At 37.3% G+C, this 24,802-nt stretch carries 20 protein-coding genes; 10 read left to right on the forward strand and 10 right to left on the reverse strand.

Annotated elements, in window-relative coordinates:
• Nucleotides 1-67: 67 nt before the first annotated feature.
• The 7 genes from brxL to PL9631_RS22975 form a co-directional block, all read right to left on the reverse strand.
• Nucleotides 68-1,522 carry a BREX system Lon protease-like protein BrxL gene (gene brxL, locus PL9631_RS22945; RefSeq protein ID WP_083623961.1) on the reverse strand — a complete coding sequence of 485 codons (1,455 nt, stop codon included), beginning with the start codon at nucleotides 1,520-1,522 and terminating at the stop codon, nucleotides 68-70.
• Nucleotides 1,509-3,728: a PglZ domain-containing protein gene (locus PL9631_RS22950; RefSeq protein ID WP_083623963.1), complete on the reverse strand. Its 2,220-nt coding sequence runs from the start codon at nucleotides 3,726-3,728 to the stop codon at nucleotides 1,509-1,511. Before PL9631_RS22950 ends, brxL begins: the two co-directional genes overlap by 14 nt.
• Nucleotides 3,721-8,034: a sbcc family protein gene (locus PL9631_RS22955; protein ID WP_083623965.1), complete on the reverse strand. Its 4,314-nt coding sequence runs from the start codon at nucleotides 8,032-8,034 to the stop codon at nucleotides 3,721-3,723. The genes PL9631_RS22950 and PL9631_RS22955 overlap by 8 nt, the downstream gene beginning before the upstream one ends.
• Before the next feature lie 60 nt (nucleotides 8,035-8,094).
• Nucleotides 8,095-8,544 (reverse strand): hypothetical protein, encoded by a 450-nt coding sequence (locus PL9631_RS22960; protein ID WP_083623967.1) that lies wholly within the window; start codon nucleotides 8,542-8,544, stop codon nucleotides 8,095-8,097.
• The gene (locus tag PL9631_RS22965) at nucleotides 8,531-9,361 is read right to left on the reverse strand and encodes a DUF4007 family protein (RefSeq protein ID WP_083623969.1); all 831 of its coding nucleotides are present in this window, start codon (nucleotides 9,359-9,361) and stop codon (nucleotides 8,531-8,533) included. Before PL9631_RS22965 ends, PL9631_RS22960 begins: the two co-directional genes overlap by 14 nt.
• 6 nt (nucleotides 9,362-9,367) lie before the next feature.
• Complete coding sequence (locus PL9631_RS22970) at nucleotides 9,368-9,661, reverse strand: hypothetical protein (RefSeq protein WP_083623971.1); 294 nt, start codon at nucleotides 9,659-9,661, stop codon at nucleotides 9,368-9,370.
• A gap of 174 nt (nucleotides 9,662-9,835) precedes the next feature.
• Complete coding sequence (locus PL9631_RS22975; protein WP_083623972.1) at nucleotides 9,836-10,168, reverse strand: 2Fe-2S iron-sulfur cluster-binding protein; 333 nt, start codon at nucleotides 10,166-10,168, stop codon at nucleotides 9,836-9,838.
• 228 nt (nucleotides 10,169-10,396) lie between these two features.
• Between PL9631_RS22975 and cimA the strand changes: the two genes are divergently transcribed.
• From cimA to PL9631_RS22990, 3 genes are all read left to right on the forward strand, one after another.
• Nucleotides 10,397-12,016 carry a citramalate synthase gene (gene cimA / locus PL9631_RS22980; RefSeq protein WP_083623974.1) on the forward strand — a complete coding sequence of 540 codons (1,620 nt, stop codon included), beginning with the start codon at nucleotides 10,397-10,399 and terminating at the stop codon, nucleotides 12,014-12,016.
• Between the two features lie 253 nt (nucleotides 12,017-12,269).
• A complete protein-coding gene (ilvB, locus tag PL9631_RS22985; RefSeq protein ID WP_083623976.1) occupies nucleotides 12,270-14,111 on the forward strand; it encodes a biosynthetic-type acetolactate synthase large subunit in 1,842 nt (613 codons plus the stop codon).
• Nucleotides 14,112-14,150: 39 nt separating this feature from the next.
• Entirely contained in the window at nucleotides 14,151-15,680 is a 1,530-nt protein-coding gene (locus tag PL9631_RS22990; protein ID WP_083623977.1) for a YifB family Mg chelatase-like AAA ATPase, read from the forward strand.
• Nucleotides 15,681-15,724: 44 nt separating this feature from the next.
• Here PL9631_RS22990 and PL9631_RS22995 read toward each other — a convergent pair whose 3' ends face one another.
• A complete protein-coding gene (locus tag PL9631_RS22995; protein ID WP_083623979.1) occupies nucleotides 15,725-16,501 on the reverse strand; it encodes a hypothetical protein in 777 nt (258 codons plus the stop codon).
• 195 nt (nucleotides 16,502-16,696) lie between these two features.
• Between PL9631_RS22995 and cobA the strand changes: the two genes are divergently transcribed.
• The 6 genes from cobA to PL9631_RS23025 all read left to right on the forward strand — a co-directional run bounded on the left by cobA (nucleotide 16,697) and on the right by PL9631_RS23025 (nucleotide 20,963).
• Entirely contained in the window at nucleotides 16,697-18,295 is a 1,599-nt protein-coding gene (cobA, locus tag PL9631_RS23000) for a uroporphyrinogen-III C-methyltransferase (RefSeq protein WP_083623981.1), read from the forward strand.
• Between the two features lie 102 nt (nucleotides 18,296-18,397).
• Nucleotides 18,398-18,631 carry a type II toxin-antitoxin system Phd/YefM family antitoxin gene (locus tag PL9631_RS23005; protein WP_083623982.1) on the forward strand — a complete coding sequence of 78 codons (234 nt, stop codon included), beginning with the start codon at nucleotides 18,398-18,400 and terminating at the stop codon, nucleotides 18,629-18,631.
• Nucleotides 18,628-18,768 carry a PIN domain-containing protein gene (locus PL9631_RS26345; protein WP_197046476.1) on the forward strand — a complete coding sequence of 47 codons (141 nt, stop codon included), beginning with the start codon at nucleotides 18,628-18,630 and terminating at the stop codon, nucleotides 18,766-18,768. The genes PL9631_RS23005 and PL9631_RS26345 overlap by 4 nt, the downstream gene beginning before the upstream one ends.
• Before the next feature lie 122 nt (nucleotides 18,769-18,890).
• Nucleotides 18,891-20,078: a tetratricopeptide repeat-containing S1 family peptidase gene (locus PL9631_RS23015; RefSeq protein WP_083623984.1), complete on the forward strand. Its 1,188-nt coding sequence runs from the start codon at nucleotides 18,891-18,893 to the stop codon at nucleotides 20,076-20,078.
• Nucleotides 20,079-20,273: 195 nt separating this feature from the next.
• Nucleotides 20,274-20,456, forward strand: a complete 183-nt coding sequence (locus PL9631_RS23020) for a hypothetical protein (RefSeq protein WP_083623986.1) — start codon at nucleotides 20,274-20,276, stop codon at nucleotides 20,454-20,456.
• A gap of 108 nt (nucleotides 20,457-20,564) precedes the next feature.
• The gene (locus tag PL9631_RS23025; RefSeq protein WP_083623988.1) at nucleotides 20,565-20,963 is read left to right on the forward strand and encodes a hypothetical protein; all 399 of its coding nucleotides are present in this window, start codon (nucleotides 20,565-20,567) and stop codon (nucleotides 20,961-20,963) included.
• Between the two features lie 30 nt (nucleotides 20,964-20,993).
• Here the strand turns inward: PL9631_RS23025 and PL9631_RS23030 are convergent, their stop codons facing one another.
• Nucleotides 20,994-21,809 (reverse strand): DALR anticodon-binding domain-containing protein, encoded by an 816-nt coding sequence (locus tag PL9631_RS23030; protein ID WP_083623990.1) that lies wholly within the window; start codon nucleotides 21,807-21,809, stop codon nucleotides 20,994-20,996.
• Between the two features lie 258 nt (nucleotides 21,810-22,067).
• On the opposite strand from PL9631_RS23030, the gene PL9631_RS23035 reads away from it, so the two are divergent.
• Nucleotides 22,068-22,829 (forward strand): Crp/Fnr family transcriptional regulator, encoded by a 762-nt coding sequence (locus PL9631_RS23035; protein WP_156090667.1) that lies wholly within the window; start codon nucleotides 22,068-22,070, stop codon nucleotides 22,827-22,829.
• Between the two features lie 145 nt (nucleotides 22,830-22,974).
• Here the strand turns inward: PL9631_RS23035 and hmpF are convergent, their stop codons facing one another.
• Nucleotides 22,975-24,714: a pilus motility taxis protein HmpF gene (gene hmpF / locus PL9631_RS23040; protein ID WP_083623991.1), complete on the reverse strand. Its 1,740-nt coding sequence runs from the start codon at nucleotides 24,712-24,714 to the stop codon at nucleotides 22,975-22,977.
• Nucleotides 24,715-24,802 lie beyond the last annotated feature (88 nt).

A 24,802-nucleotide genomic window follows, 5' to 3' on the forward strand; every position in this document is an offset into this window, starting at 1 on the left:
CCTGTGATCGCTATTGATAATTATACTATCTCAGTTTAAAAAGGCTAAAAATACGCACTAAAAAAAATCATTGAATATCAACATAAATATCTTTTTCATGTTGCTTAAATTCGTCATCAATATTATATAATAAATTCCGAATTTGTTGGCGAAGTTCTCGGGCTGGTTCCAAACAATCCCGTTGATAATCGGATAAAGTTAATTGCAGATTAGGATAAAGTAATTTTAAAAATCCTGATGCTGTTTTGATAATTGCTTGTTGATCTCGGATCATGATATTATCACCGAATTGAGTATGTTGTTGGGCATATTGATTAAAGCGAGTATCTTTTCTTAAAGATAATAATACTTCTCCAAAAAAATCCATTTTTAACCCGATTTGATCAGCAATCATATCGCCTTGAAATTTAGGAATTTCCCACCCCGGTAAAATCCCAGCAAAACGATCTAACAGTGCTGTTTCCGAGAAAAAATTAGGCAAATTTGCCATTAAATTATATTCATTTTTAGGACGTAGATATTCATTTAGTTCGATGTTACCTAATAATGCTAAAGAACAATCACTAGCAATATCAGCAAATCCTGAACGATTATAACGTCCATTAGCCAGATAGGTTTTTAAAGGCCCAATTATCTCATCAGGATTATCAAAAGTTAAACTTTGAACTTCATCTAAAACCACGACATCATAACGCCCTAATAAACCAACTTCTTTAGTTCTTCCATTAATAAATAATTGAGAAGGGGTTACTTTTCCTCCACTAATTACAGAAACTTTATTATTAATATTTTCATAAACAAAGCTTTTTCCTGTTCCTTTTGGCGCTAATTCAATTAAATGATAATTAGATTCTACTAAAGGTAATAAACGAGTTAAAATCCAGGTTTTTACTCGATGATTATAGCTGGGATGTTCGGGATTAAAACCCATGGAACAAAACATTAAATCTCGCCATTGTTCTGTGGTAAAGTTTGAACGACATTCAGCATAAGTAGTGAGGTTAACTTCAGAACATTGGAAGGGGTCAAAATCAATCACGCAGACTTTAAATTTATCATCCGTAGTATTTTTATATCTTAAAGTGATTTTACCCCATACTCCCTGTCTCAATAACATTTGATAACGTTCTACAATATCGGTAGAAATTTCACAATCCGATAAATTTAAAACGGGAATATTAGCTAAAGGTTCAGGAATTTGTTTAGCGTTTGGTTCCAATTTTATTCTAACTTGAAGTAATGCAATTAATTTATGTATTTCTCCTTGAGTTAGTTTGAATTTAATAACTTCTTGATCATCTTTTCGGGGAAAAGCATTTTTTACAAAGGTATTAATTTTTTCTAGTTCGGAGTTACTTAAAATCCCACTTCCAGGGACAATTTTATCGAGTAACCATTCAGCGACAAAGCTAGGAATACCTAAAGTAGTTAATCTACTGGAGGGTAAACGTTTTTTGTCTATACTTAAAGTTGTAAAAATTTTAGTAACTAACTCATTGTCATAATTATTAGAAAAAGTCATTTAAACCTCCTTGAATACCACTACTAAAGATTTTTTTAATAATAATATAGGATTTTGAATCAAGGTTTGATTGACCCGAATCAGTATTAGAAAAGCTAAAAGTTAATTGACCTGATAATTCAATCTTGTTTTCATTTTTATCGGGTGCTAACTCTGGATATTCACTAATAGATATTTTATGAATAACTTGATCATTCGGTTTAATGGTAATATCTAACATTTTTCCTGTTTTAAAATCATTTAATTGATCAATAAATAAACAAAGATTAGTCAAGGATACTGGATTATGATTATGAATCGTAATCGTCAATTCTCCTGGTGGTTTTGCTTTCCCTTCTCCGCTACAAGTTACTATCACTGGATAACGTTGTAAAGATTGACTTAAAACAGAAAATCCAATCACAACTTCTTCGGGAAATAGTCCACCATGAGAACCAATAATTTGCTTGTCTTTTGTATAATTAAACGCGCTAATACAGTCGGAATTTCTGACAATACTAATATCGTGAGGAAGTCCAAAACGTCTAGCGTCAAGAAAAACAAAACGAGAATCATCTGTTTTCCCGATCGCCATTCTACCTTTTGATTCTAATTCTTCTGGACAATTAGATAATTTTTGCACATCTCCCATGATTTGACCATGATCACTAGAGATAACAACTTTTAATTTTTTAGAATTAGGACAGTGCTCTAAAAAATGTTGAATATTTCTAGCAATTCCTTGTAAACGACTGATTCTTTCTACTTGATATAAAGTTTTCCAATCTTTTTCTTGATGATAAAGTTCATCTAATTGATCTGTATCCCAACAATAAATCTGATATTTATTCTCTTTTAAGTCTTGGATTAATTCATGTTTATTCTGATCGGTATAACGGTTTCCTGATTTTACCATAGAAAAACCGGATTTTGCGTTAGGTTTCCAAGATGAATCTGCGGGTAAAAGTTGAGAATAAAGACTCCATTTTGCATATTCAGTTTTGGTAGGAAGGATACTAAAGCGCGGGGTAATATCTATTTCCAGTGATAGTTGATTATTGGTAGTCAAAATGGCAACTAATTCTTGATGATCTAACCATCCTAAACCATCAACAACTACCCAAATCACAATATTGTCCTGTGCTAATTTTAGCAATTGAGAAGTCCCATTATAATTTAGAAATGACTTGTCAACATTATCTATTTTTAAGTCGGGGTAGTTTCTTAGTATCCAGTTAACAAAATTATCTGCTAGTTGTTGACTAATTTGTTCTTCCTTGGGAGTATGATTAATTGTTGTTTCCCAACGTCTAAAGGGTAAATAAGATTCTGTCACCCATTCTAAAGCATCTTGAGGACTCGCATCAGTAGATAAGGGTAAAGGTTGAATAGGTGGTAATTTTTGCTGTAGTTGGGATATTTTTTGACCTCCTAAATAGAAACTAATTTTATTAATTCTTTCTGGAGTGATCCAAATTGGTTTATCCGATAAAATATCATAGGCGATAGAAGCTATTATCTGATTACCAGTTTGTTGATGTAATATTAACTCATCTAAAATTTTAGCTTCTGTTTGATAAATTTTTTGTCGCCAAAAATCACTAAATTCCTTCAAATAAACATCAGGAATATTTAAGGGGTATTTCCCTAATATATTAATAATATCAAGATCCGAACCTAAACCCAACCAATTTATTAAAACTTGATGCTTATTTTCGCTTTGATAATAACTGATTAAATTATCATTGTCATGGTTTTGACTAATTTTATATTTCCAAACATCTTCAAATATTTGATAGTCTTCTGGGACTTCAATACCTAACCATTCTGCTAAATGTTCTACCGATAGATTATCTATTAACCAAAAATTTTCTTCCGTATTCGTTTTATTAGCTAATAAAGATTCAACACGATGATTTGAAGCATAACTATCAAGCTGAGTAATCATTTTAAAAATATGTTGGTCATCCCAATTATTAGGGATAGATAAAGGAGCAAAAATAGCTTCTAATTTTGGCCGGGGGTGTTGTTTTATCTCAATAATTAAATCAGCTTTATTCCGTACTCTTAACCATTCTTTTGTCCAATCACAGAGTCTTTTCCCTTTAATCCAATAAGCATTAGCTTCAAGCGTAAAAGATTGTAACCACTCCACTTCGTTAGTAATAACAAGATAGTCAGTAAGTGGTTGATATAATTCCGTAGGGTCTAAGATAATTTTATTCATTAATTTCTTCCTCTTTAGATAAATATTCTCCTAATTTAGAATATAAAATTTGTTGTCTTTCAGGAGGAAGTTGTGTAAATAAATTGATAATTTGCTCCTCTTGACTTTCATTTTGTCGATCTATAGATCGAGTTTTAATGACTTCTAATAACTGTTGATACTCGGAATAATCATCAGAGTCTTTAAAAATCAAGTCTAATTTAGCTAAGTCGGTTTGAAGTTGACTTAACTGTTGATCTGTTTCTATTTTATCAACTTGCTCTTTTAAGTTTTCAAATTGTTGTTGAGAATCAAAAACTTGATTATTAAGATCATTAATTAATTGTTCGATTTCCGTATTAAATCTTTCAGGATAGTTAAGCTGAGAGCGTAAATTAGTGATTTGTTCAATTCCTTGTTGACATAAATTGATAGTATTTAAGAATTTAGGATTATTTTGGCGTAACTGTTGCATAATTTCAGTATCTTGTTGTTGTTTTATTTTTTCAGGTTCTTCTTGATTTTCAACTTCTAAAATAATTGGCTCTAATTTATCTAATATTTGTTTAACTCTTTGAGCAGATTCAATTTGAGTAAAACGATTTGTTTGCTGACTAACTTCTTGAGACAATTTAAGAGCTTCATTTTTAGTTATCCCTGTTAATCTTTCTGACCAAATTTTAAGAGTTGTTTCTAAATCAGTTTGTTTACTTTCAATATCTTGAATGATTGTTTGATACTGAGATTCTTGTTTAACAATTTCAAGATTATTAGTTAAGTTTTCAATTTCACTCAATGCTTGAATATAATCCTCTTGACTCGCATTTATACTCAGAGATTTATAACGAAGGTTGATTTTTTCCAAACAGTCTTCGATTTCAGTTTGATGTTCAATTTCATCTAGTTTTCTTTTAGCAACATTCCGAGAATAATTTAAGGTTTCAATTAAACGTGAGGGTAAAGAAGAAACTTGAGTAATTTTCTCAATTGCTGTTTCAAGTTCTCCTTGATAGTGTCCATATTCTTGCTGCGTTTTTAGAGATTCTGATTTGTCAGTTAATTGTATAACTGTGTCTTCAATTTTATCTTGAACCTTTTGTAAAGCATCAGCTTGACGTTGCTTTTGTTGAGAAGTACGATTAACAACAATACTATCTGATTTAAGGGGTGACGCGAGATTAATATTTTGGGGTTGTTGTTGAAGACTAGGATAAAGTTTTAGTAAGGTTTCCAGGTTGACATTATCGGGTAAGTTTTCTGCTTCTTCTACAGGTTTAAACCAATCATTAATTTTTTTGACTTCATCTGAAAGCTGTTTTCTTTTCAGTTTAATTTCTTCTACTTTTGCTGGATCTGGATCAGCAGAATTGATAAATTGATCAATCTCTTTGATCAGCTTTTCCGCTTTATTATAATCAATTGTTACTGGTATTTCAGGACAAGCAACAGTCTGACTCCGAATTAATCGAGGTGTTTTTCCAGGGGCTAAAATCCATTTATTAACAAAATTTTGGGCTGTTTCAAATACATTAGTTGTCGCCCAATCTTTTAGCAGTTTTTCTTGAATTAATACCTGCTCTTTAGTATTTTTAGGAATTCCAAAACTTCCGTGTAACATGACTTCACTCCGATAATAAACTATCCATGCGGTAAATAACATTGTAAATGTATATTCATTATAACCAAAGGGAGAATTAGATAACTCTTGCCAAATTTTATTGATATTAATATATATGCGTTTTTTATCTCCTAAAGCTGTTAATTGATCTATTTTATCCCATGCTTCTCTAACATTTTTATTAGTAGGAATTTGTACTGAATATTTTTGAGAAGTAGTTTTAAATAATCCCCAGCTATTAACAAATACTTGGTCAACCAAAGTATTATAGGATTTACTTTTAGGAAATTTAGTAGGATTAAGCTCGTCTTCTAGTAATCGTTGAGCTATATAACCAATTATACTATTTCCTTTACTTTGAGGCTTTAAAGCCATTTTATCACAGCTACCCAGGGGAGGCACAAAAGGATAAAGTTGTTTTAAAAGATGACTAACAATACTCTCTGGATTTTGTTTTTGAGCATTAGTGAGTTGATCTAATTCAAAACAATAATAAGTAGAAGAACCAATTGTTGCTTTAACTTCTCTTTTGATTTTTTCTTGTAGTTGTTTTTTATATTGTCCATAAGCTGTTCCTGATTCTTGTTTTTCACTTCTTGCTTTTCTGGTAATAATATCTATTGTCAACAGGTCTTTACAGATATCTCTAATAGGTTTATCGGGAATAGCAACAGCAATCTGTTTTTGATATTTTGATTGGGAAAGCAAATCATTAATTTGATGGCGAAGCTCTTGTAATTCTTCAAGAGTTTTCGCTAAAACGTAGGCAAAAATTCCTTTTCCTTCCAGGTTTTCTACCGCTTGATGACTATTTAATGCCCGTTTAAAATCAGGAATATTATAGAATTTATATTCAAAAAACCATTCATCATTGAGTAATTTATTTTTATTAATAAAATCTGTTCCTTCTATTTTTTGAGATGGAAAATAAGTTTCAACTTCTTCTTGACAATGATCAACTGCTAAACTTACCGAGATTTCATTGAGTTTTTTATTAGCTTCTTCTTCTATTTCTTGAATAATTTCTAGTAAATTGCTCCCTGAATAAAACCGATAAGTATTATCCCCAGCATTGGGATAAATGACTTGTTTTTTCTGAGATAATATATCTAATGTTTCTTTAGTTTCTTTTTCCGATAAACCCGTTAATTCACTAAGGATAACATCATGTTTTTCTGATTCGGATTTGTTGAGTTTATTTTGACTTACATAAAATAATAAAAGTCCTTTTAAAACGGCTTTCTCAGCCTCCGTAGCTGAGGAAGCAATAGTATCATAGGCTTTTTGATATTCTGAATAAGGGCGAGAAAATTCTAGTTGTTCAAAAAAACCAACTAAGGAAATAGCCGGAATATAGTTTAATTTACCATTCTTTTCAACAGGTTGAGAATTAATAAACTGTTTAACATTTTCTTTAATATATTGAATTGCTGTACGTCCTTGAGTGAAATCTAAGTTACAAAGCAGGTAACTGTTGAGGGGATGAAGGGGAAAACAACCGCGGGTCAAATTGGTTTGAAAATCTTGTAATTTCCAGCCCCTTTCACGATAAATATTAATTCTGGTTTCATGGGCTTTTCTACTATCTCCCAAAAGAGTATTATCCCAGGTTTGACAAAATTGGTTCCATAAATTAGGATTAACTTGTTTATCTAATAATCCTTTAATTACTAACTCCAAGCTGGAAACGGGTTCATAAGTGCTTTCAGAAATTTCTAACCGAGATGCTAATTTCTTGTAGTCTTCTATAGATTGATTGGGGGCTGATTTTAAAGGGCGAATTTGGGTAAAACAAACTAAGGCAATTTTGCTTTTATGATTCTCACAAATATTTGTAATACTTTGTAAACACGCACCCCCGGCATTGACTGAATCTGTCGCCCAAGATTTAAGATAATAATTGAGTTCGTCAAATAAAATCAAAATTCCCGAATATTTTGTATCGGCTCCAGAGCATAATTTATTGATTAATTCTTCCAAGATTTTTTCAACACTTAAATCTGTCTCAAAATCAATAGGAAATCCATTATTTAGCTCACCGCTAATTGATTTTACTGTGGAAGTAACTCGATAATTATCTTGATTTAATGACTTAATTATGCTGTCTAAATCCCCTTGATAATCGTTATTTTCTAAATATTTATTAGCTCTTTCTTTTTGAATGTCTGTTAGTTGGGTTAAATATTCAAGGGGTTTTTGACATATTTGTTGTGCTAAAGAATCCGTAATCCCTTCTGTCTCTAAAGTTTGTCGAAGCGCTCGCAAAAATATTTGTCTCAAGTCTAAGCCATCATCTCCACTAATACAAATAACTAAATGTTGAGGATTACGTCTTTTGTAGGTTGTTAAATCTTCTACTATTCCCTGATTATGTTCTGAGGCGATTTTGATTTGATCTAATATTCCTTCAACTTCGGGACTGTCTAATAATTGTTTAAAATAGTTGGCTGCAACTAAGGCAAAATGAGATTTTCCCTTACCATAATCTTGGACAACTAAATGAATATTAGCTTGATTAACACTCTGATAACTTTTCTGAATGGCATCGAGAACACCTAATGTTGAGGATTTAGGATAACCATGATTGTAATTAAAAACAAATCCTCGACACAACTGCAAGTTTTTATCAGCATCAGCCATCATCCCAAAGTTAACGGCGTTAGCTACAATTCCCGATTCATTGATCCTAACAATTTGATGGAGTTGCATGGTTTTAAAGTCCTGGTGATGGGTGTGTTTGGTTATTGGGCTTTAGCCTTCCTATTTAAGTTAATTAGGGCGGTGACTAACAACGGATTGAAGATGTCTTTTATTCCAATTTGGCGGACTAAGTTTAGAAGGCAGTAGAATCCATAAGATACTTTGCAAATGTCTCATATATTCTAATTTTTGCCAAAATAAACTAATCGGAGCATCTGGCTGTGTGTAAAGATAGGTAATCAAGATATCAAGGTCTGTTAGTAATATAACAGGTTTGGTGGCAGATTCACAAATTTGTTTAATTGCTTCTAATTCTTGACCTAAATTTTCATGAAGAATTAAAAATTTGTGTTTGTTGTTAATCCGACTCAATAAATTATCTCGATAACTGATTTTTTGAGCATTATTGTTAAATAAAAGTTGATTAATTTCTAAATCATTCGGAGTATCCCACAATAACAAATGAGGTATATCCGTCGGTTTAGCATCTACGAGAGATAGATGATTAGTGATTGACATAAGCTTTCTCTAATAACGTTAAAGGATCATTCCAGCGCCGGATAATTTGATAGGGTGCAACTGTTCGTCTTTGTTCAATAATTCCTAGAGCTTCCATCGCATTAAGATGTTGCTGTAATGATTCAGCTTGAATCCCTAAAACGGGTAAAATCCCCATTTTTTGATTGACAATATCCTCGGTTAAAACTGAAGTTTCTTGACCAAAATCTCGTTGCCAAAGTTGAGCTATAAAATAACCTATTAAATAAGAATTAGGAAGATTAGGATGTCCTGATTCATATTTATTGGTTTTAAATTCCTTGATAAATTGACAATTAGCTAGGGCTTGTTGCTCCGTATAGGCTCTTAAAATATATTTCATTCTTTCAGGAATTACTTTTTCCGGTTCTTCAAAGATAGAAATACTATTTTTATCTAAAATATCTTTAGTAAAAGTTGGATTGTGAGGAAGAAAAGTATAAATAAAATAAGTCCATCCTCCCCATTCAGCCGGATTTTCTGGTATTTTATTTAAGCCTTGATTTCCAAAACTTAAGTAAAAGTGCATTAACCAATCAGTAATAATTGATTGTAAATTAGGATCATGTTTTAAAACTATTTTTCCCTCTGGACTTAAATGGTTGTCTTTAATTAAACCTGCTCTCACTGACCAAGTTTTAATTTTTCCTACTTTGGCATTTCCTAAACCCGTTTTTGCCATTAGATTTTGTAAAGTATCTTTTAAGCCTTGGGTTTCTGAAGCCGCATCTAGGATTCTCTTAATTTCCTCTTTTTTAAGGGCAAAACTAGCGTTGAAATGGAGTTGTATTTTAGTCATAGTTGATCAATTCCTTGTAATGTTATATTCTTCATTCCATTCCTCATGCGTAAAACTGACCAAGTTGGTCTTTGTTTCAATGTTTTGAATAGCGGTCATCAGGTGGTAACGATTGGCTTGAGTAGACAGCAAATGCTCTCTTTCATCTTGTTGAATAGATGGGTTAGTATGTGTATTAAAAACATCTTGTTTAACTAAAATAATCACTTCAACAACTATTCCTTCGGCTAAATCAGAGGTGTGAATTTCTATTTTGCCATTTCTGCCAACGACCACTTGCTGTTTAATACTACTGAGCACGATCAAACCCTCATGGTACTATATCTCACATTAATTTTAGTTTACCATGATATTAACATAAAAGAATATTCTCAATTTTCCATCCAAATGCCTACTAAATTGGCATTTGAATGGAAAGTTTTTAAAATTTCTGAATTTTTAGCCTACTAGGTGATCCAAAACCTGGATTTCTAATTAGGGAGTCCAGGCGGTTTGGGAACCCTGACCCCAGAAACCATCATATTTTTTAACTTTGATATCCCCCAAAACCTGAACCTGACAGGCTAAACGGCGTTGTTTATCTGAGGAATGGGGAGGAAGGGAAAGGCGGGTTTTCTCTTTCCATTGGGGTTCGGAAACTTCCCCTTCAATTTCGACGCAGCAAGTCCCACAAGTCCCAAATCCGTGACAGTTTATTAGGGAAGCTTGACCATTATAGAGATCAATTCCATTTTCCAATAGGACTTTACGGAGATTAGCACCGCGATCGCAAGTAATCGTTTTCCCTTGAGCTTGAATTTGTACCATTTTTCCCTGAATAAAAGTTATGCAATGATTCTTAACTAAATTGTTACTTTTTTCAAGCCCAAAACGAGAGATTTAAAAGTAAAATAAGATTGAAAAAGAAAAAATTAGCTAAGATGGATGATTACAAGCCCATAGAGGTCACACCACTAAACCCTAACGCTAAAATATAATCAACTACTCATATTTGCCGCACTATCAATTAATTGTTAACTGTAAATTTTAGAACCTATGACTCATCCCCTTTGGATCTACGATACCACATTAAGAGACGGCGCCCAACGGGAAGGATTATCTTTATCTCTTGATGATAAATTACGAATTGCCCGTCAATTAGATAGTTTAGGAATCCCTTTTATTGAAGGGGGATGGCCAGGGGCTAATCCTAAAGATGTGCAGTTTTTTTGGAAGTTGCAAGAACAACCCTTAGTTAATTCGGAAGTTGTGGCATTTTGTTCCACCCGACGACCTAATAGTAATGCGGCAGAAGATGATAATTTAAAAGCAATTTTATCCGCCGGAACACATTGGATAACGTTATTTGGGAAATCCTGGGATTTGCACGTGATCGAAGGATTAGAAACTACCCTAACAGAAAATCTGGCGATGATTGCGGATACCATTCAGTTTTTCAGGAGTCAGGGAAGACGGGTAATTTATGATGCGGAACACTGGTTTGATGGCTATAAAAATAATCCTAATTATGCCTTACAAACCTTAATCACGGCGGCCCAGGCGGGGGCGGAATGGTTGGTTTTTTGTGATACCAATGGCGGGACTTTACCCCATGAGGTGACTCAAATTGTGCGGGAGGCAATTCAAGCCACAAAAGACCTAGAAACCCCTTTTCCTCTACAATTTGGGATTCATACTCATAATGATTCGGGAACAGCAATTGGGAATGCGATCGCCGCCGTATTAGAAGGAGTCACGATGGTACAAGGAACCATTAATGGCTATGGAGAACGCTGTGGAAATGCCAATCTTTGTACCTTAATTCCCAATTTTCAGTTAAAATTAGACTATGATTGTATTAAAGACGAACAGATTAAAAGACTAACAGAAGTGAGTCGTTTTGTCAGTGAAGTCGCCAATTTAGCCCCGGATGATCACGCACCTTTTGTGGGATTATCTGCTTTTTCCCATAAGGGCGGAATTCATGTTTCGGCGGTACAAAAAAATCCCCTCACCTATGAACATATCCCCCCAGAAACCATTGGCAATCAACGGCGCATTGTGGTTTCCGATCAAGCGGGTTTAAGTAATGTTTTAGCCAAAGCTAGAACCTTTGGGATTGATTTAGATCGGAATAATCCCGCCAGTCGTAAAATTTTACAACAACTGAAGAATTTAGAAAATCAGGGTTATCAATTTGAAGCGGCGGAGGCGAGTTTTGATTTATTAATGCGAGAAGCATTAGGAACACGCAAAGGCTTTTTTACCCTAAAAGGATTTCAGGTACATTGTGATAAATCTAGTGATGAAGTTTGCCATGCTTTAGCAACGGTGAAAGTAGCTGTTAATGGTCAGGATATCTTAGAAGCCGCCGAGGGAAATGGCCCCGTATCGGCTTTAGATGCTGCTTTAAGAAAAGCCTTGGTAAATTTTTATCCGATGATTGCCGAGTTTCAACTGCGAGATTATAAAGTTAGAATTCTCGATGGCGGTTCGGGCACATCGGCAAAAACTCGGGTTTTAGTTGAGTCTAGTAACGGTCAGCAACGCTGGACAACCGTGGGAGTTTCTACTAATATTATTGATGCCTCCTATCAAGCGGTTGTAGAAGGGTTAGAATATGGTTTATTACTGAAACAGCAGGAAACTTCGGTTAGCGTGGTTACGGTGGTGTAAGTTTTTAAACCACAAACCGGGTTTCTGAAGCTAGATATAATTATCACCAGCAACTTACCCAGAAACCCGGTTTTTTGACAATATTTTACTTTTCTAAAACTTAATAAAAAATATAGCTTTTATTTCCTAAATTTGCCTTATTATAGAAGTATAAATTTTATAGCAAAAATAAAACAATAATTTATTCCAAAATCATCCTTTTGTTGGGTTAATTAATCCGCAACCGAGAGTTTATAATTCTCAGGAGAAAGATATGCAAAATCAACAACAAGTTTCAGGCGCGTTTGCCCTAATTGATAGCCTCAAACGTCACGGTGTTAAACATATTTTTGGCTATCCAGGGGGGGCAAATTTACCGATTTATGATGAACTTTATCGAGCAGAACAGGCGGGAGATTTACAACATATTCTAGTCCGCCATGAACAAGCCGCCGCCCACGCCGCCGATGGTTATGCCCGGGCAACGGGTCGGGTGGGGGTCTGTTTGGCGACCTCTGGCCCCGGGGCTACCAACTTGGTCACGGGTTTGGCGACGGCTTATATGGACTCCGTGCCGATGGTGGCAATTACCGGACAGGTGCCGCGAGGTTCTTTAGGGAGTGATGCCTTCCAAGAAATTGATATTTATGGGATCACTTTACCCATTGTTAAACACTCTTATTTAGTGAGAAATCCGGCGGATATTTCTCGGATTGTAGCGGAAGCCTTTCACTTAGCCAATAGTGGCCGACCCGGGCCAGTTTTAATTGATATTCCCAAGGATGTGGGCATTGCTAAAATTGATTATCGTCCCGTTGAACCCGGCCAAGTTAAACTAATTGGATATAAGCCAACGGTGAAAGGAAATCCTCGCCAAATTCATCAAGCCTTAGAGTTAATTCAACAGGCAAAAAAACCCTTGTTATATGTCGGTGGGGGAGCGATTATTAGTAATTCTCACGCAGAAATTCAAGAATTAATAGAACGATTTAAAATTCCGATTACAACGACTTTAATGGGGAAAGGAATATTCAATGAAAATCATCCTTTATGTTTAGGAATGTTAGGAATGCACGGCACAGCATACTCTAATTTTGCCGTGGCTGAATGTGATTTATTAATAGCTTTAGGGGTGAGGTTTGATGACCGAGTGGCGAGTCAAGGCAATGACTTTGCCAAAAATGCCAAAGTGATTCATATTGATATTGATCCGGCGGAAGTGGGAAAAACACGCACACCAGATATTCCCATTGTCGGAGATGTGCGTCAAGTTTTAATTGATTTGTTGCGTCATGCCCATGAGTTAGGAAATAGTATTGATCCAGAAAAAAACAATAGTTGGTGTGAACATTTAGCCCAACTGCGCTTAGAATATCCCCTGGAAATTCCCCAACCAGAAACAGGAATTTCTCCTCAAGAAGTGATTGTAGAAATTGCTCGCCAAGCCCCCGATGCCTTCTATACTACCGATGTCGGACAGCATCAAATGTGGTCGGCTCAATTTCTGAAAACAGGGCCGCGACGATGGATTTCTAGCGGGGGTTTAGGAACTATGGGCTATGGACTTCCGGCGGCGGTGGGGGTAAAAATTGCCCTCCCCCATGAACAGGTAATTTGTATTAGTGGGGATGGCAGTTTTCAAATGAATATGCAGGAATTGGGAACTATTTCTCAATACAATGTGGGGATCAAAGTGATTATTTTAAATAATGGTTGGTTAGGCATGGTGCGCCAGTGGCAACATTTATTTTATGACGATCGCTATGAAGCCACTAATTTAGAAAAAGGTAGTCCCAATTTTGCTAAATTAGCCGATGTTTATAATATTAGATCCCTGAATATTTCTCGACGGGAAGATTTGGCAAATGCGATCGCTGAATTATTAACTTATGACGGCCCCATGTTATTAGATGTGCGCGTAACTCGCAATGAAGATTGTTTTCCCATGGTGGCTCCAGGTCATGGTAACGATGATATGATGGGTTTAAAATCGACAATTACTCCAACAAATCCTCAAGTATTAGCCTGTCCAAGTTGTGGCACACTCAATCCAATTAATCACAAATGTTGTTCAGAATGTGGAGTACAATTAACGACAGATTTCGTGTTAGCTTAGATCCTATAGAAATAGAACCCCTTATTAAACTTAAAAACCATGTTAGCCAGGGTTTGGAGTGCCTCTATTGTTGGAATTGATGCGGTTAAAGTCGGGGTGGAAGTTGATATTTCCGGGGGACTGCCTAAAATTATGGTTTTGGGACTTCCCGATGCGGCGGTTCAGGAATCACGAGAACGGGTAAAAGCGACTTTAAAAAATGCCGGATACGCCTTCCCGATGCGAAATATTGTAATTAATTTAACTCCGGCGGATTTACGCAAAGAAGGGCCGAGTTTTGACCTACCAATTAGTCTTGGGATTTTAGCCGCATCGGAACAAATTAAGGCTGATTTATTAGGGGATTTTTTATTTTTAGGAGAGGTGAGTTTAGACGGTGGATTAAGACCCGTTGCCGGGGTACTTCCGATCGCCGTAGCAGCCCAAAAAATGGGAATTACCGGGTTAGTTGTTCCTGAAGATAATGTTCAAGAAGCGGCCGTTGTTCAGGGATTATCGGTTTATGGATTTAAAAGTTTATTAGATGTAACCGATTTTTTAAATCATCCCAGTGCTTATCAACCTGTTCAATTAACCGCCAGGGATTTATTATCTCAAAAAACAACAATTGGCTTAGATTTAAGTGAAGTTAAAGGACAAGCCCACGGGAGACGGGCGTTAGAAATTGCCGCCACCGGAGGACATAATTTAATTTTTGTCGGGCCACCTGGCAGTGGAAAAACCATGTTAGCCCGGCGTTTACCCGGAATTTTACCCCCGTTAAGTTTTGAAGAATCCTTAGAAGTGACTCGGATTTATTCGGTGGCGGGGCTATTAAAAAATCGGGGAACTTTAGTTAGCGATCGCCCCTTTAGAAGTCCCCATCATTCCGCTTCTGGCCCGGCTTTAGTTGGGGGAGGAACCTATCCGAAACCAGGGGAAATTTCTTTAGCTCACAGGGGTATTTTGTTCGCCGATGAATTAACTGAATTTAAACGGGATGTTTTAGAGTTTTTAAGACAACCTTTAGAAGATGGATTTGTAACGGTTTCTCGTACCAAACAATCGGTAATTTTTCCGGCTAAATTTACCTTAGTCGCGAGTACCAATCCCTGTCCCTGTGGCTATTATGGGGATACTATTCAACCCTGTACCTGTTCGCCACGTCAACGAGAACAATATTGGGCAAAATTATCTGGGCCTTTGATGGATCGGATTGATTTACAAGTGGCGGTTAATCGATTAAAACCCGAGGAAATTTTACAACAATCTCAAGGAGAAAATTCTGCTAATATTCGACAACGAGTCATCACAGCCCGGGAACGCACCCGCCAACGATTTGAAGATGAACCCCAGTTAAAATCAAATGCGGAAATGCAGAGTCGCCATATTCAAAAATGGTGTCAATTAGATACGGTGGGACAGAGTTTATTAGAAAATGCGATTAGGAAATTAGGGCTATCAGCAAGGGCAAGCGATCGGATTTTAAAAGTCGGTCGAACTATTGCTGATTTATCGGGGGAAGATAATATTAAACCCGCCCATATTGCCGAGGCAATTCAATACCGAACCATTGACCGAATGCAGTAAATTTTAATTTCGGTTTTACTGATCTTTGAGTAAGTGTGGATAGTTCACGCTTCTTTGACAAATCTAATAATTTCTCTAACATGATTGAGAAATTGTCCATCGGTGGTTAATTGGGCGATCGCATTTTTGGCTTCTTTTTCTAATCGTTCATGTTCGGATAAATTAGTGGCTTTTAAGGTTTCTAAATCCGCCGTTAATCGGGTTAAATCTTGACGGGTTGCTTGCCATCGTTGTTCCTGTTGAGAGGCCCAAGAATCCGCATATTTGAGGTTTAATTGGCGTTGTAATTCTTTCAAGGTTAATTCCACCGTTTCAAAGCGATTTCGCAGTTCTACCACGTCCTCACGGGGATAGGATATTTGACGCCGAACCATCGCTAATCGCATAGATAAATATTGGTAAGCCCGCACCGATGGCCGTACAATTGTTAATAATAAAGCTGCCCCCGCACCCCAATAACCCACCAAACTAATTCCCGACCAAGCTAACCCATAAAGTCCTAAAGTAGATATCAAATGTAAACCCAAAGCCACCCCCAGGGAACGTCGGCTTAACCGAGTCACATATTCCACTTGTTTGGGTTCAACGGGAATCCCTTTTTTTTTCGATTCTTCTGCTTCGGCTAAAACTTCTTTAGCTTCAAAATGAATAGTCCAGGGAACAGTTACAATTAATAGTAACCACCAAAAAATCGCACAAGCAATCAACCAATCTAAAAAGGTTCCTGCCGAAATTTGCAACCATTGTAGCAGACTAAATAGGATTAACAAAAGGAGAGTTGATCCCAAACCAAAAAAACCATAATTAAACTGTATTCTCATGACGATTAATCCTCATTAATGACAGGTCAAATTGAGCAATATCTATTAAAAAATCCGATTTCCCTGCTGCCTTTTAATCCCGATTATGGAAAAAAATATTCAGATTGCGATCGCCTCTGTGACACTTCTTAAAGTTTCACACGCTGAAATTAGGATAAAATTAGATTGTCACCTTAATTTTTATGAAATTAATTAATGATTAACCCAACTGGAAAAGTTTATTTAATCGGGGCTGGGCTAGGGGAAATTGCCTATCTTACCCTACAAGCCCAACAGTTACTTTCCCAAGCGGAAGTGCTGATTTATGATGCTTTAGTTGATGATTCTATTTTAACCTTAATCCCGAAAAATTGCTTAAAATTAGAAGTCGGAAAACGCGGCGGAAAACCCAGCACTCTCCAGACAGAAATTAATCAATTATTGGTTAAATATTGCCAAGAAGGAAAACAAGTTATCCGTTTAAAAGGAGGCGATCCTTTTATTTTTGGACGCACAACTTCAGAAATTCAAGCCCTAATTGAATCGGAATGCAAATTTGCAGTTATCCCCGGACTTTCTTCGGCTTTAGCGGCTCCAACCCTCGCCCATATTCCCCTGACTGACCCGGTAATGAGTCGTTGTTTTGCCGTCCTAACTGCCCATGATTTAGAAGCCTTGGATTGGCAAATTGTTTCCCAGATAGAAACCCTAGTTATTCTAATGGGAGGACGGAATTTAGCCGAAATTGTTCATCAACTCTTACGCCATGAACGCCTCCCTCAAACCCCTATTGCGATTATTCAATCGGGCGGTTGTTCACAACAAAAAGTTTGGGTTGGCACATTAAATGATATTGTAGAAATAACAGTGAATCAATCCCTATCTCCCTGTGTAATTGTGGTGGGTGAAGTTGTCCGTTTACGGGATTTTATCAACCCAGACCAACACCCTTGGCAACAGGAAAAACAGCCTCAAAATTCTATTTTAAATTCGGCTACTATGAACCAACCCCTATTCGGTAAAACTATATTAGTGACTCGTTCTGTAGAACAATCAAGTCTCCAAAGTGACTTGTTAAAAGCTCAAGGAGCAATTGTTATTGAAATGCCTGCTTTAGTCATTACACCTCCGTTGAGTTGGGAGAGTTTAGATCAGGCTATTGTACAATTAGAAAATAGTTTTGATTGGTTGATTTTGACTTCTTCTAATGGAGTAGAATACTTTTTTAATCGTTTGATTACTCTAGGAAAAGATACCCGGAGTTTAGGTCAAACTAAAATTGCCGTAGTCGGTAAAAAAACCGCCGCTAGTTTACAAAAACTTTGTTTAAAACCTGATTTTATTCCGCCGGATTTTATTGCGGATTCCCTAGTTGAACATTTCCCAGAGTCCCTAGAAGGAAAAAGAATTTTATTCCCCCGAGTTGAAACCGGAGGACGGGAAATTTTAGTACAGGAATTAACAGCAAAAGGAGCAATCATAACAGAAGTTGCCGCCTATGAATCCGGTTGTCCTGAGAGTATTTCACCTGAAGTTTTAGAATCTTTACAGGGTAAAAAAATTGATGTGATTACTTTTGCCAGTTCTAAAACCGTTAAAAATTTCTGTCAACTGATTCAAGCCCTACCGGAAAAAGTTTTAACCCCGGATTATTTAGATACAATTTGTATTGCTTCGATTGGCCCCCAAACCTCTAAAAGCTGCATGAATCTTTTGGGACGGGTAGACATCGAAGCGCGAGAATATACTTTAGAAGGATTAACTCAAGTTATTATTAATCACTTGTCCCTATTTCAATTAAAATTGACTGATTAGTCGTTAATTCCTGTTGAGTAATTCCACTTTTGAGACAAATTAGGATAAAATAGTTTTCAGAAGTTTGTAGAATGATAGATCTATTAGAGAATAGCTACTTATATGAAATATCTCAATATACAGGAAATTGATCTCTCCCTAAATGCGATTGTTGACGAGGTTACAACAAACCAATCTGAAGTTGTAATTACTCGCGATGGTTTACCCATTGTTAGAATTGTCCCCTGTCAAACTACACCGATAACAAAACATTACCCACTCAGGGGAAAAGCAATTACTATTGCCAGTGATTTTGATGAACCTATGCCTAAGCTTTGGGAAGCATTAGGGGAATGATTTTACTTGATACTCACGTTTGGTTATGGTTGCTTCATGATCCCAGTCAACTGTCGGAATCAGCACAAGCAATTATTGAGAGTGACTTGCAAGCTCGTCTTATTTGGATTAACTTAAGATATAAGTCAGAAAAATGATGAACAAAATTTAGTCAATTTACGTCTATAAATAATATTGTCCTCTTGCTGATTTTTTCTGAAATTTTTTAAAGGTAATGGATAATGGAAAATCAAGCCCATTCATACGGAGGAGTTGCATCATGGGTTTAGGGTCATGGAATTCTGACTCCTTTCTTTATCTGCTCACGGGCACAGCAACGGTTGTCACCCTGGTGGTAAGTCAATCTACAATTGTCCTGGCAAAAACGGCGCAACAGGTGGCAGAAATTGCCGAACCGATTACCGTGCAAATTAACAGTCCGTTAGGAGATGGGTCTGGGGTAATTATTGCTAAAAATGGCAAGGTTTATACGGTTTTGACGGTGAATCATGTTGTAGAAGATCCAAATGTTAAATATAGTGTGCGAACTTCCGATGGAAATAGTCATCCGCAGATAAAAATTGTTCGGTTACAAAATGATGATCAAGAACCGGATTTAGCTATTATTCAATTTGAAAGTTCTCAAAACTATCCCATTGCCACATTAGGTAATTCTGAACAAGCGGTTATTGGCGCTCAAATTTATGTTTATGGATATCCCGCAACTGGGGGATTAACCGGAGTGGAAAGAGAACCCGAATTATCGCCAGGATTGGTTACCAGTCGCCCGAAAAGTCGTCCAGAAGGCTATAATTTACGCTATCAAGCGGTTACTTGGAGTGGCATGAGTGGGGGGCCGGTTTTTGATTCTGAAGCCCGGGTGGTGGGCCTACATGGACAGGGGGAATTTGGCTTTGCTCAAACGAGTTCCGGTGATGTGGCTCCCATTAAAACGGGATTCAATGCGGCAGTTCCGATTAATTTATTTATTGTAAAATTATTAGAAACGGGCTTAAAATCATCGGATTTAGTTATTGATGAAAAACTCCCAGAAGCCAACCCGGTTTCCTTGGATTTTCCGCGAACCTATCAGGCGTTTTATTTTCAAGGGTTAACTTTATTAGACCAAGGAGAAACCTGGGATGCGATTGATGCTTTTAATCAAGCCATTGAATTAAATCCGAACAATCCCGAAGCCTATTTTAATCGGGGAATTGCACGGACTCTTTTAGCCGCTAATATTGGTGAACCCACTCGCGCCCCTAATCCAATTGAGGATTATACCGAAGCCATTCGTTTAAATCCTGGTTTTGCTGATGCCTATTATAATCGAGCTTTAGCCTATCTGAAATTGAAGAATAAAATTAACGCTAGATCTGATTTTCAAAAAGCGGCGGAACTCTATGATAAATTAGGTCGGAAAGCAGCCCATCAAGAGGTGTTAAATCGTCTCCAAGAACTTGAATAATTTACTTTGTTTTTTGGGTTCTATATGCCATTTTATTATCTCTATAGGGTATACTAAATTTATAGGCCGGAGGAAGGTAGATTTTCCTCCTGTGATGATGGGTTTGATAACCTAAAATTCTCCGTTATCTGACGCTAGGATGGTTAACGGTGGGATGTTCAATTAATAACTGATTCACTGAGAGAGGAAAAAAACATGGATGCTAATACCATTAGGGAAAGAGTTGCTTTAATTGAAGGTAAACGGGAATCCCTCGTTAAGCTATTAGAAAAACCCAATTTAGGAACTCTGAGAATAGACGTTAATCAAGCATTAGAAGAAATTGACGAATTAATCGAAGAATTTAAGCGTACTTTTCCCAATCCTAATCATAGTTAAAGAGCAATTGCATTTTATAGGGAATAGGCAATATCAAGACTTTCCTATTCCCTATTCCCGCTTTTAAAATTAAATTAGCATAGTAAGTATCCCATAACCTTAATAGTGATGAGCTTAGAAATTACAAAAATAGAAACTACAGTTTCTTCTGAATGGGCTGAACAACTCAATCAATTATCCCTAAAAACTGGACATTCCTTAGAAGAATTAATTCAAGAAGCAATTGGTCAATATTTAGATAAAAGCAGCGTTTTTTTGAGTAGTGAGTCCGTCGATTTGGAATATTTTAATCTCCAAAAAGAGTTATTAAATTTGCAGCAAAAAGTTAAATCCTTAGAACCGTTATCGAATCAAGTAGCTAAACTAGAAGCTAAACTACTGGGGATTGAAAAAATCGTGATTCCTAAACCTTCTCTTTCGCCTAGTTCTAATTTTTCTAAACTTTTAACTGATGATAATGATCAAGATGAACCAGATGAAGTTCTAACGGATTTTTTAGTGGATTAAATTGATTTAGTCATAGCCCTAAAGGGCTTACTACAGGTCTAGGGGAGCCATAATTCCTAATTTTTCTTCTAATAAAATTTTTAGGAGAAATTGGGTAATAAAAATTAAACCCAGCCTAGCTTGAGCCAACTCGGGTTGATTTTGTTTGACTTCTCCCCAAATTTGACAATAACGATAAAATTGTTGGAAATGTTGGCTAAATTGTTCGGCAATTTTTTGCCAATTTTGAGGAATAGCAGAACAGAACAAAAGATCAACCAGATTCACAGATTGGGTCAGCAGTTGATATTCATAATTTTGGGTAAATTGTAGTTTTCCTTGGGGATTTAACCAGGGAATCGGGGGAGAATGGGGACTGATTTTTAAGGGTAATGTAGAAAATAAATTAGATGCTTCTAAAGTAATTAACTGATCGCGATCGCCTAAACGCAATAAGGAACAACAGCGAGCATGACTATATTGAATTAAAAATTGATCGGGCAGAATTTTTCGCTCCCCAATTGGCGTGGGTGTCCATGGATACCGGATGATTTGTTCTAACCAAGCGGCAATTCCCACATCCGTGAACTCAAACTGCAACAGTCCCGAGGGTAATACCTGAATTGTGACCTCCGCTAATTTACCTAAGTGGAGGGTTGGGAACTTCAGACCGATGGACGTGGCCAGATCCAAAGGGGATTGATGCAAACGGCAGGCCAATTTCAGGGCGATCGCCGATCCATAGATTACCCCAGTTTGATTTTTCATCCAATTTACGCGAATTTCCTGAGAGTCAGCCGTATCAATTCCTAAACAATCCAAGGTTTGTCTCAGTTGTGCCCTTAACCTATCTGCTAGAGTTAGCATGAGTGCTCAAACGACCTTGCCAAGTTGCTCAAATCTGATATTATCAGCAGATTAGGTTAAGACATGACCAAAATTTTTTGAAATTTATTTTTGAAAAGAATTGATTATTGATTCCCAAAGGGATGTGTTTTTTGCTACATTGGTTAAAATGTCTCAAACCCATCTACTTCAAGCATCAAATACACCGTTTAACTCCTAGGTGTCTTAACCGCCCTCTTGCCTTTGATTTTGATTGAAAATTTTTAATGAGCCGATCTAATGATACAGTCTTCCCCGATTCCAACCGATTCTAACCGACCGTTTTTAACCTGGCAACGGATTACCGACTGGGCCCAGGAACATTATCGTTGTCGTAGTTTCACTAAAGATGAACGGATTCCAGCCCGTCCTGGGTTACTGTATTTAGTGCAACGAGGCGCTGTCCGGTTAGTGGGTAGCGCTGAACTGCAATATGCCGAGAGTAGACCCAAATCCAAACCGCGTAATCGCAATTTAGACGAGGCTTTTCTGGGTTTTGTAGGTGCGGGTCAACCCTTTGAATTGATTGCCCAGTCGCCTTTTAGCCTGCAAGCCTATAGTCACGCCGATGATACAACGGTTTTATGGATGTATTGGCATGACTTGGATAACTGGCCCCATTTTCGTCGGGAAGTCCTCGATGCTTTTCGCTATCAGCATCAACGGAAATTACTTTGGTTAAGTACATTGGGTCAACGACGTACCATTGACCGACTTCTGGGATTTTTAACCTTACTGATTGAAGAATACGGCGAGTATTATACCAGTGGTGATGGGGAGGATGGGTTTAAAGGCTATCGTCTCCCTTGGTCATTAACTCACTCTCAAATTGGTAGTGCGATCGGGACTACACGAGTTACTGTAACCCGGTTGATGGGGAAACTCCGTCAACAAAACCTGATTTATACTCAGGATGATAACTTCATCTGTATCCCCGTTGACCCGGAAACCAACAATCAAACCCCCGATTTAACAGCAGAATCAGGCTTTGAGGAAGAATAATAATCAGTCATCAGTCATCAGTTAGTAGTTAGCAGTTAACAGTTAGCAGTTAGTAGTTATCAGTTTTTAGCCCACGACTATTGAAAATGAACTCTTTACTGATGACTCTTACACTGATAACTCTTACACTGATAACTGATGACTGTTAACTGATAACTGATAAAACTTGCCGTAATTGTTCCGTTGTCTGGGTTTGATTTTGGGAAATTTCGACCAACTGATTCAATTCAGTTGTGGTTTGTTCCAACTGTTGGCGAACTTGATTCCAGGAATCTTGAACAGGTTGTAACATTTCCTGATATAAACTGATCCGGCCCCAAAGTTCTGCTACCATCCGTTGCTGTTCGATCCAACTTTGTTCAGTCGTTTCTAACTGTTGGCGGGTTTGTTCGGTGGTGTTGGTGCGACTATTAAGATCGGTTTGCCGTTGTTCAAAGCTCGAACTCAGTTGTTGAATTTCGGTTTCCAAAGTTTGGAGTTGCTGTTTTTGTTCCTGTTGTTGGGTTTCCAAACTGGCAATCACCGATTTAAAATCCACAGCCCCTCCAGGGTTTACGGCGGGTAAACCTTGGCGACGGAGTAAAACCGCTTGATATTGGGTTTTATGTTCCTCCCGTTCTTTGAGGGTACGCCGCTGACCCACTAAGGTTTCATTCAGCATTTGATAGGCGTCTTGTTCATCGGTTAATTCCGTTTGTAAATCTTCCCGTTCGGAATCACTAACGGTTTTGAGTTTTTCCTGAATTTTACCAATATCTTCAAGTTTGTATTTGAGTTCCTCCTCCTGTTCTCCCACCATCCGAAACCAGCGATCCCACTCTTTTTCCAGTTGTTTGACTTCAGTTTCTAATTGTTCCAAGGACATCGCTTCCAAGGCTTGGACATCTACCTTCACGCTGGCGACAACCGGATCACTTTCAGATTGACGGGAGGCTAAATCCTGTAACTGTTCTAATAGGGTTTGACGGTTTTGGATCAGGGTTTTTAAGGTTTGGGCATAGTCCTGTTTGGTTTGAAGTAACTGTTGTTCACAGGCTAACTTCGCCCGGTTTTGGATTAAAGTATCCTGAGCCTGTTGCCATTGCTGCCATTGCTGTTCAATCTCTGTTGTCTTACTGTCTACGGTTTGTTGAAGTTGTTCTGCTTCGGAACGCTGTTCCTGTAACCGTTGGCGATGTTGTTCTAGCCCATTCAGAGCAATGGCTACCTGTTCCCGGGAGCGCTCCAGTTGTGTTTGTAGGGGTGAAATCGAAATGGGGTTAGACAGTTTATTCAGTAAATTTCCCAGGAGTTCTGACTGTTCCGTATTTAAGGAGGGAGACGACTGCAAGGCGGCTTGTTGTTCTTCAAGCTGTTGTCGTTGCTGTTGTAATGCGGCCCTAGTGGTTTCAATATCTTGACGGGCTTGATCAATTTCAGAACGCAGACGGTTACTTTCATCCTTAGAGCGATCAATTTCTTGACGCTGCTGTTCGAGTCGCTCTAATTCTCCCTCCAGTTGTTCCATTTGTTCCCGTCGGGCTTCCATTTCCATTTCCCGACGATTCAATTCTTGACTTTGGTAAGTCAAGGACTCTTTCCACTGTTCGATTTCTTCCTGTTGGGTTTTGAATTTTTCTTGCAACCGAGAAAAATCTTGGAGAATTCCCACCAGTTGGCGTGCAGCTTCTTGAATGCGCTGTACCTGTTTACCCGTATTCAGATCGACTAAAACTAAAGTTCCATCCTTGAAATTAGTTGCATCTTCAGCCAGGACAACCTCATCCCCGGATACGGCGCTCCAATTGTTTTCACCTCGCTGACAAGCCAATAGCTTGAGTTCTGTCCTCCCGCCACCCAGACCAAATTTGTTACTCTGCTTTTGTACTTCCGCTAAATAGAGCATCGGCCCTTTATCCTCTTGAGGTGTTCAAGCATGATTTTGATTTACCTGTCTTAATCATAAAACCTTCTGGGAGTAGCAGTTAACAGTT

Origin of the sequence: Planktothrix paucivesiculata PCC 9631 (genome assembly GCF_900009265.2) — a bacterium.
GTDB lineage: Bacteria > Cyanobacteriota > Cyanobacteriia > Cyanobacteriales > Microcoleaceae > Planktothrix > Planktothrix paucivesiculata.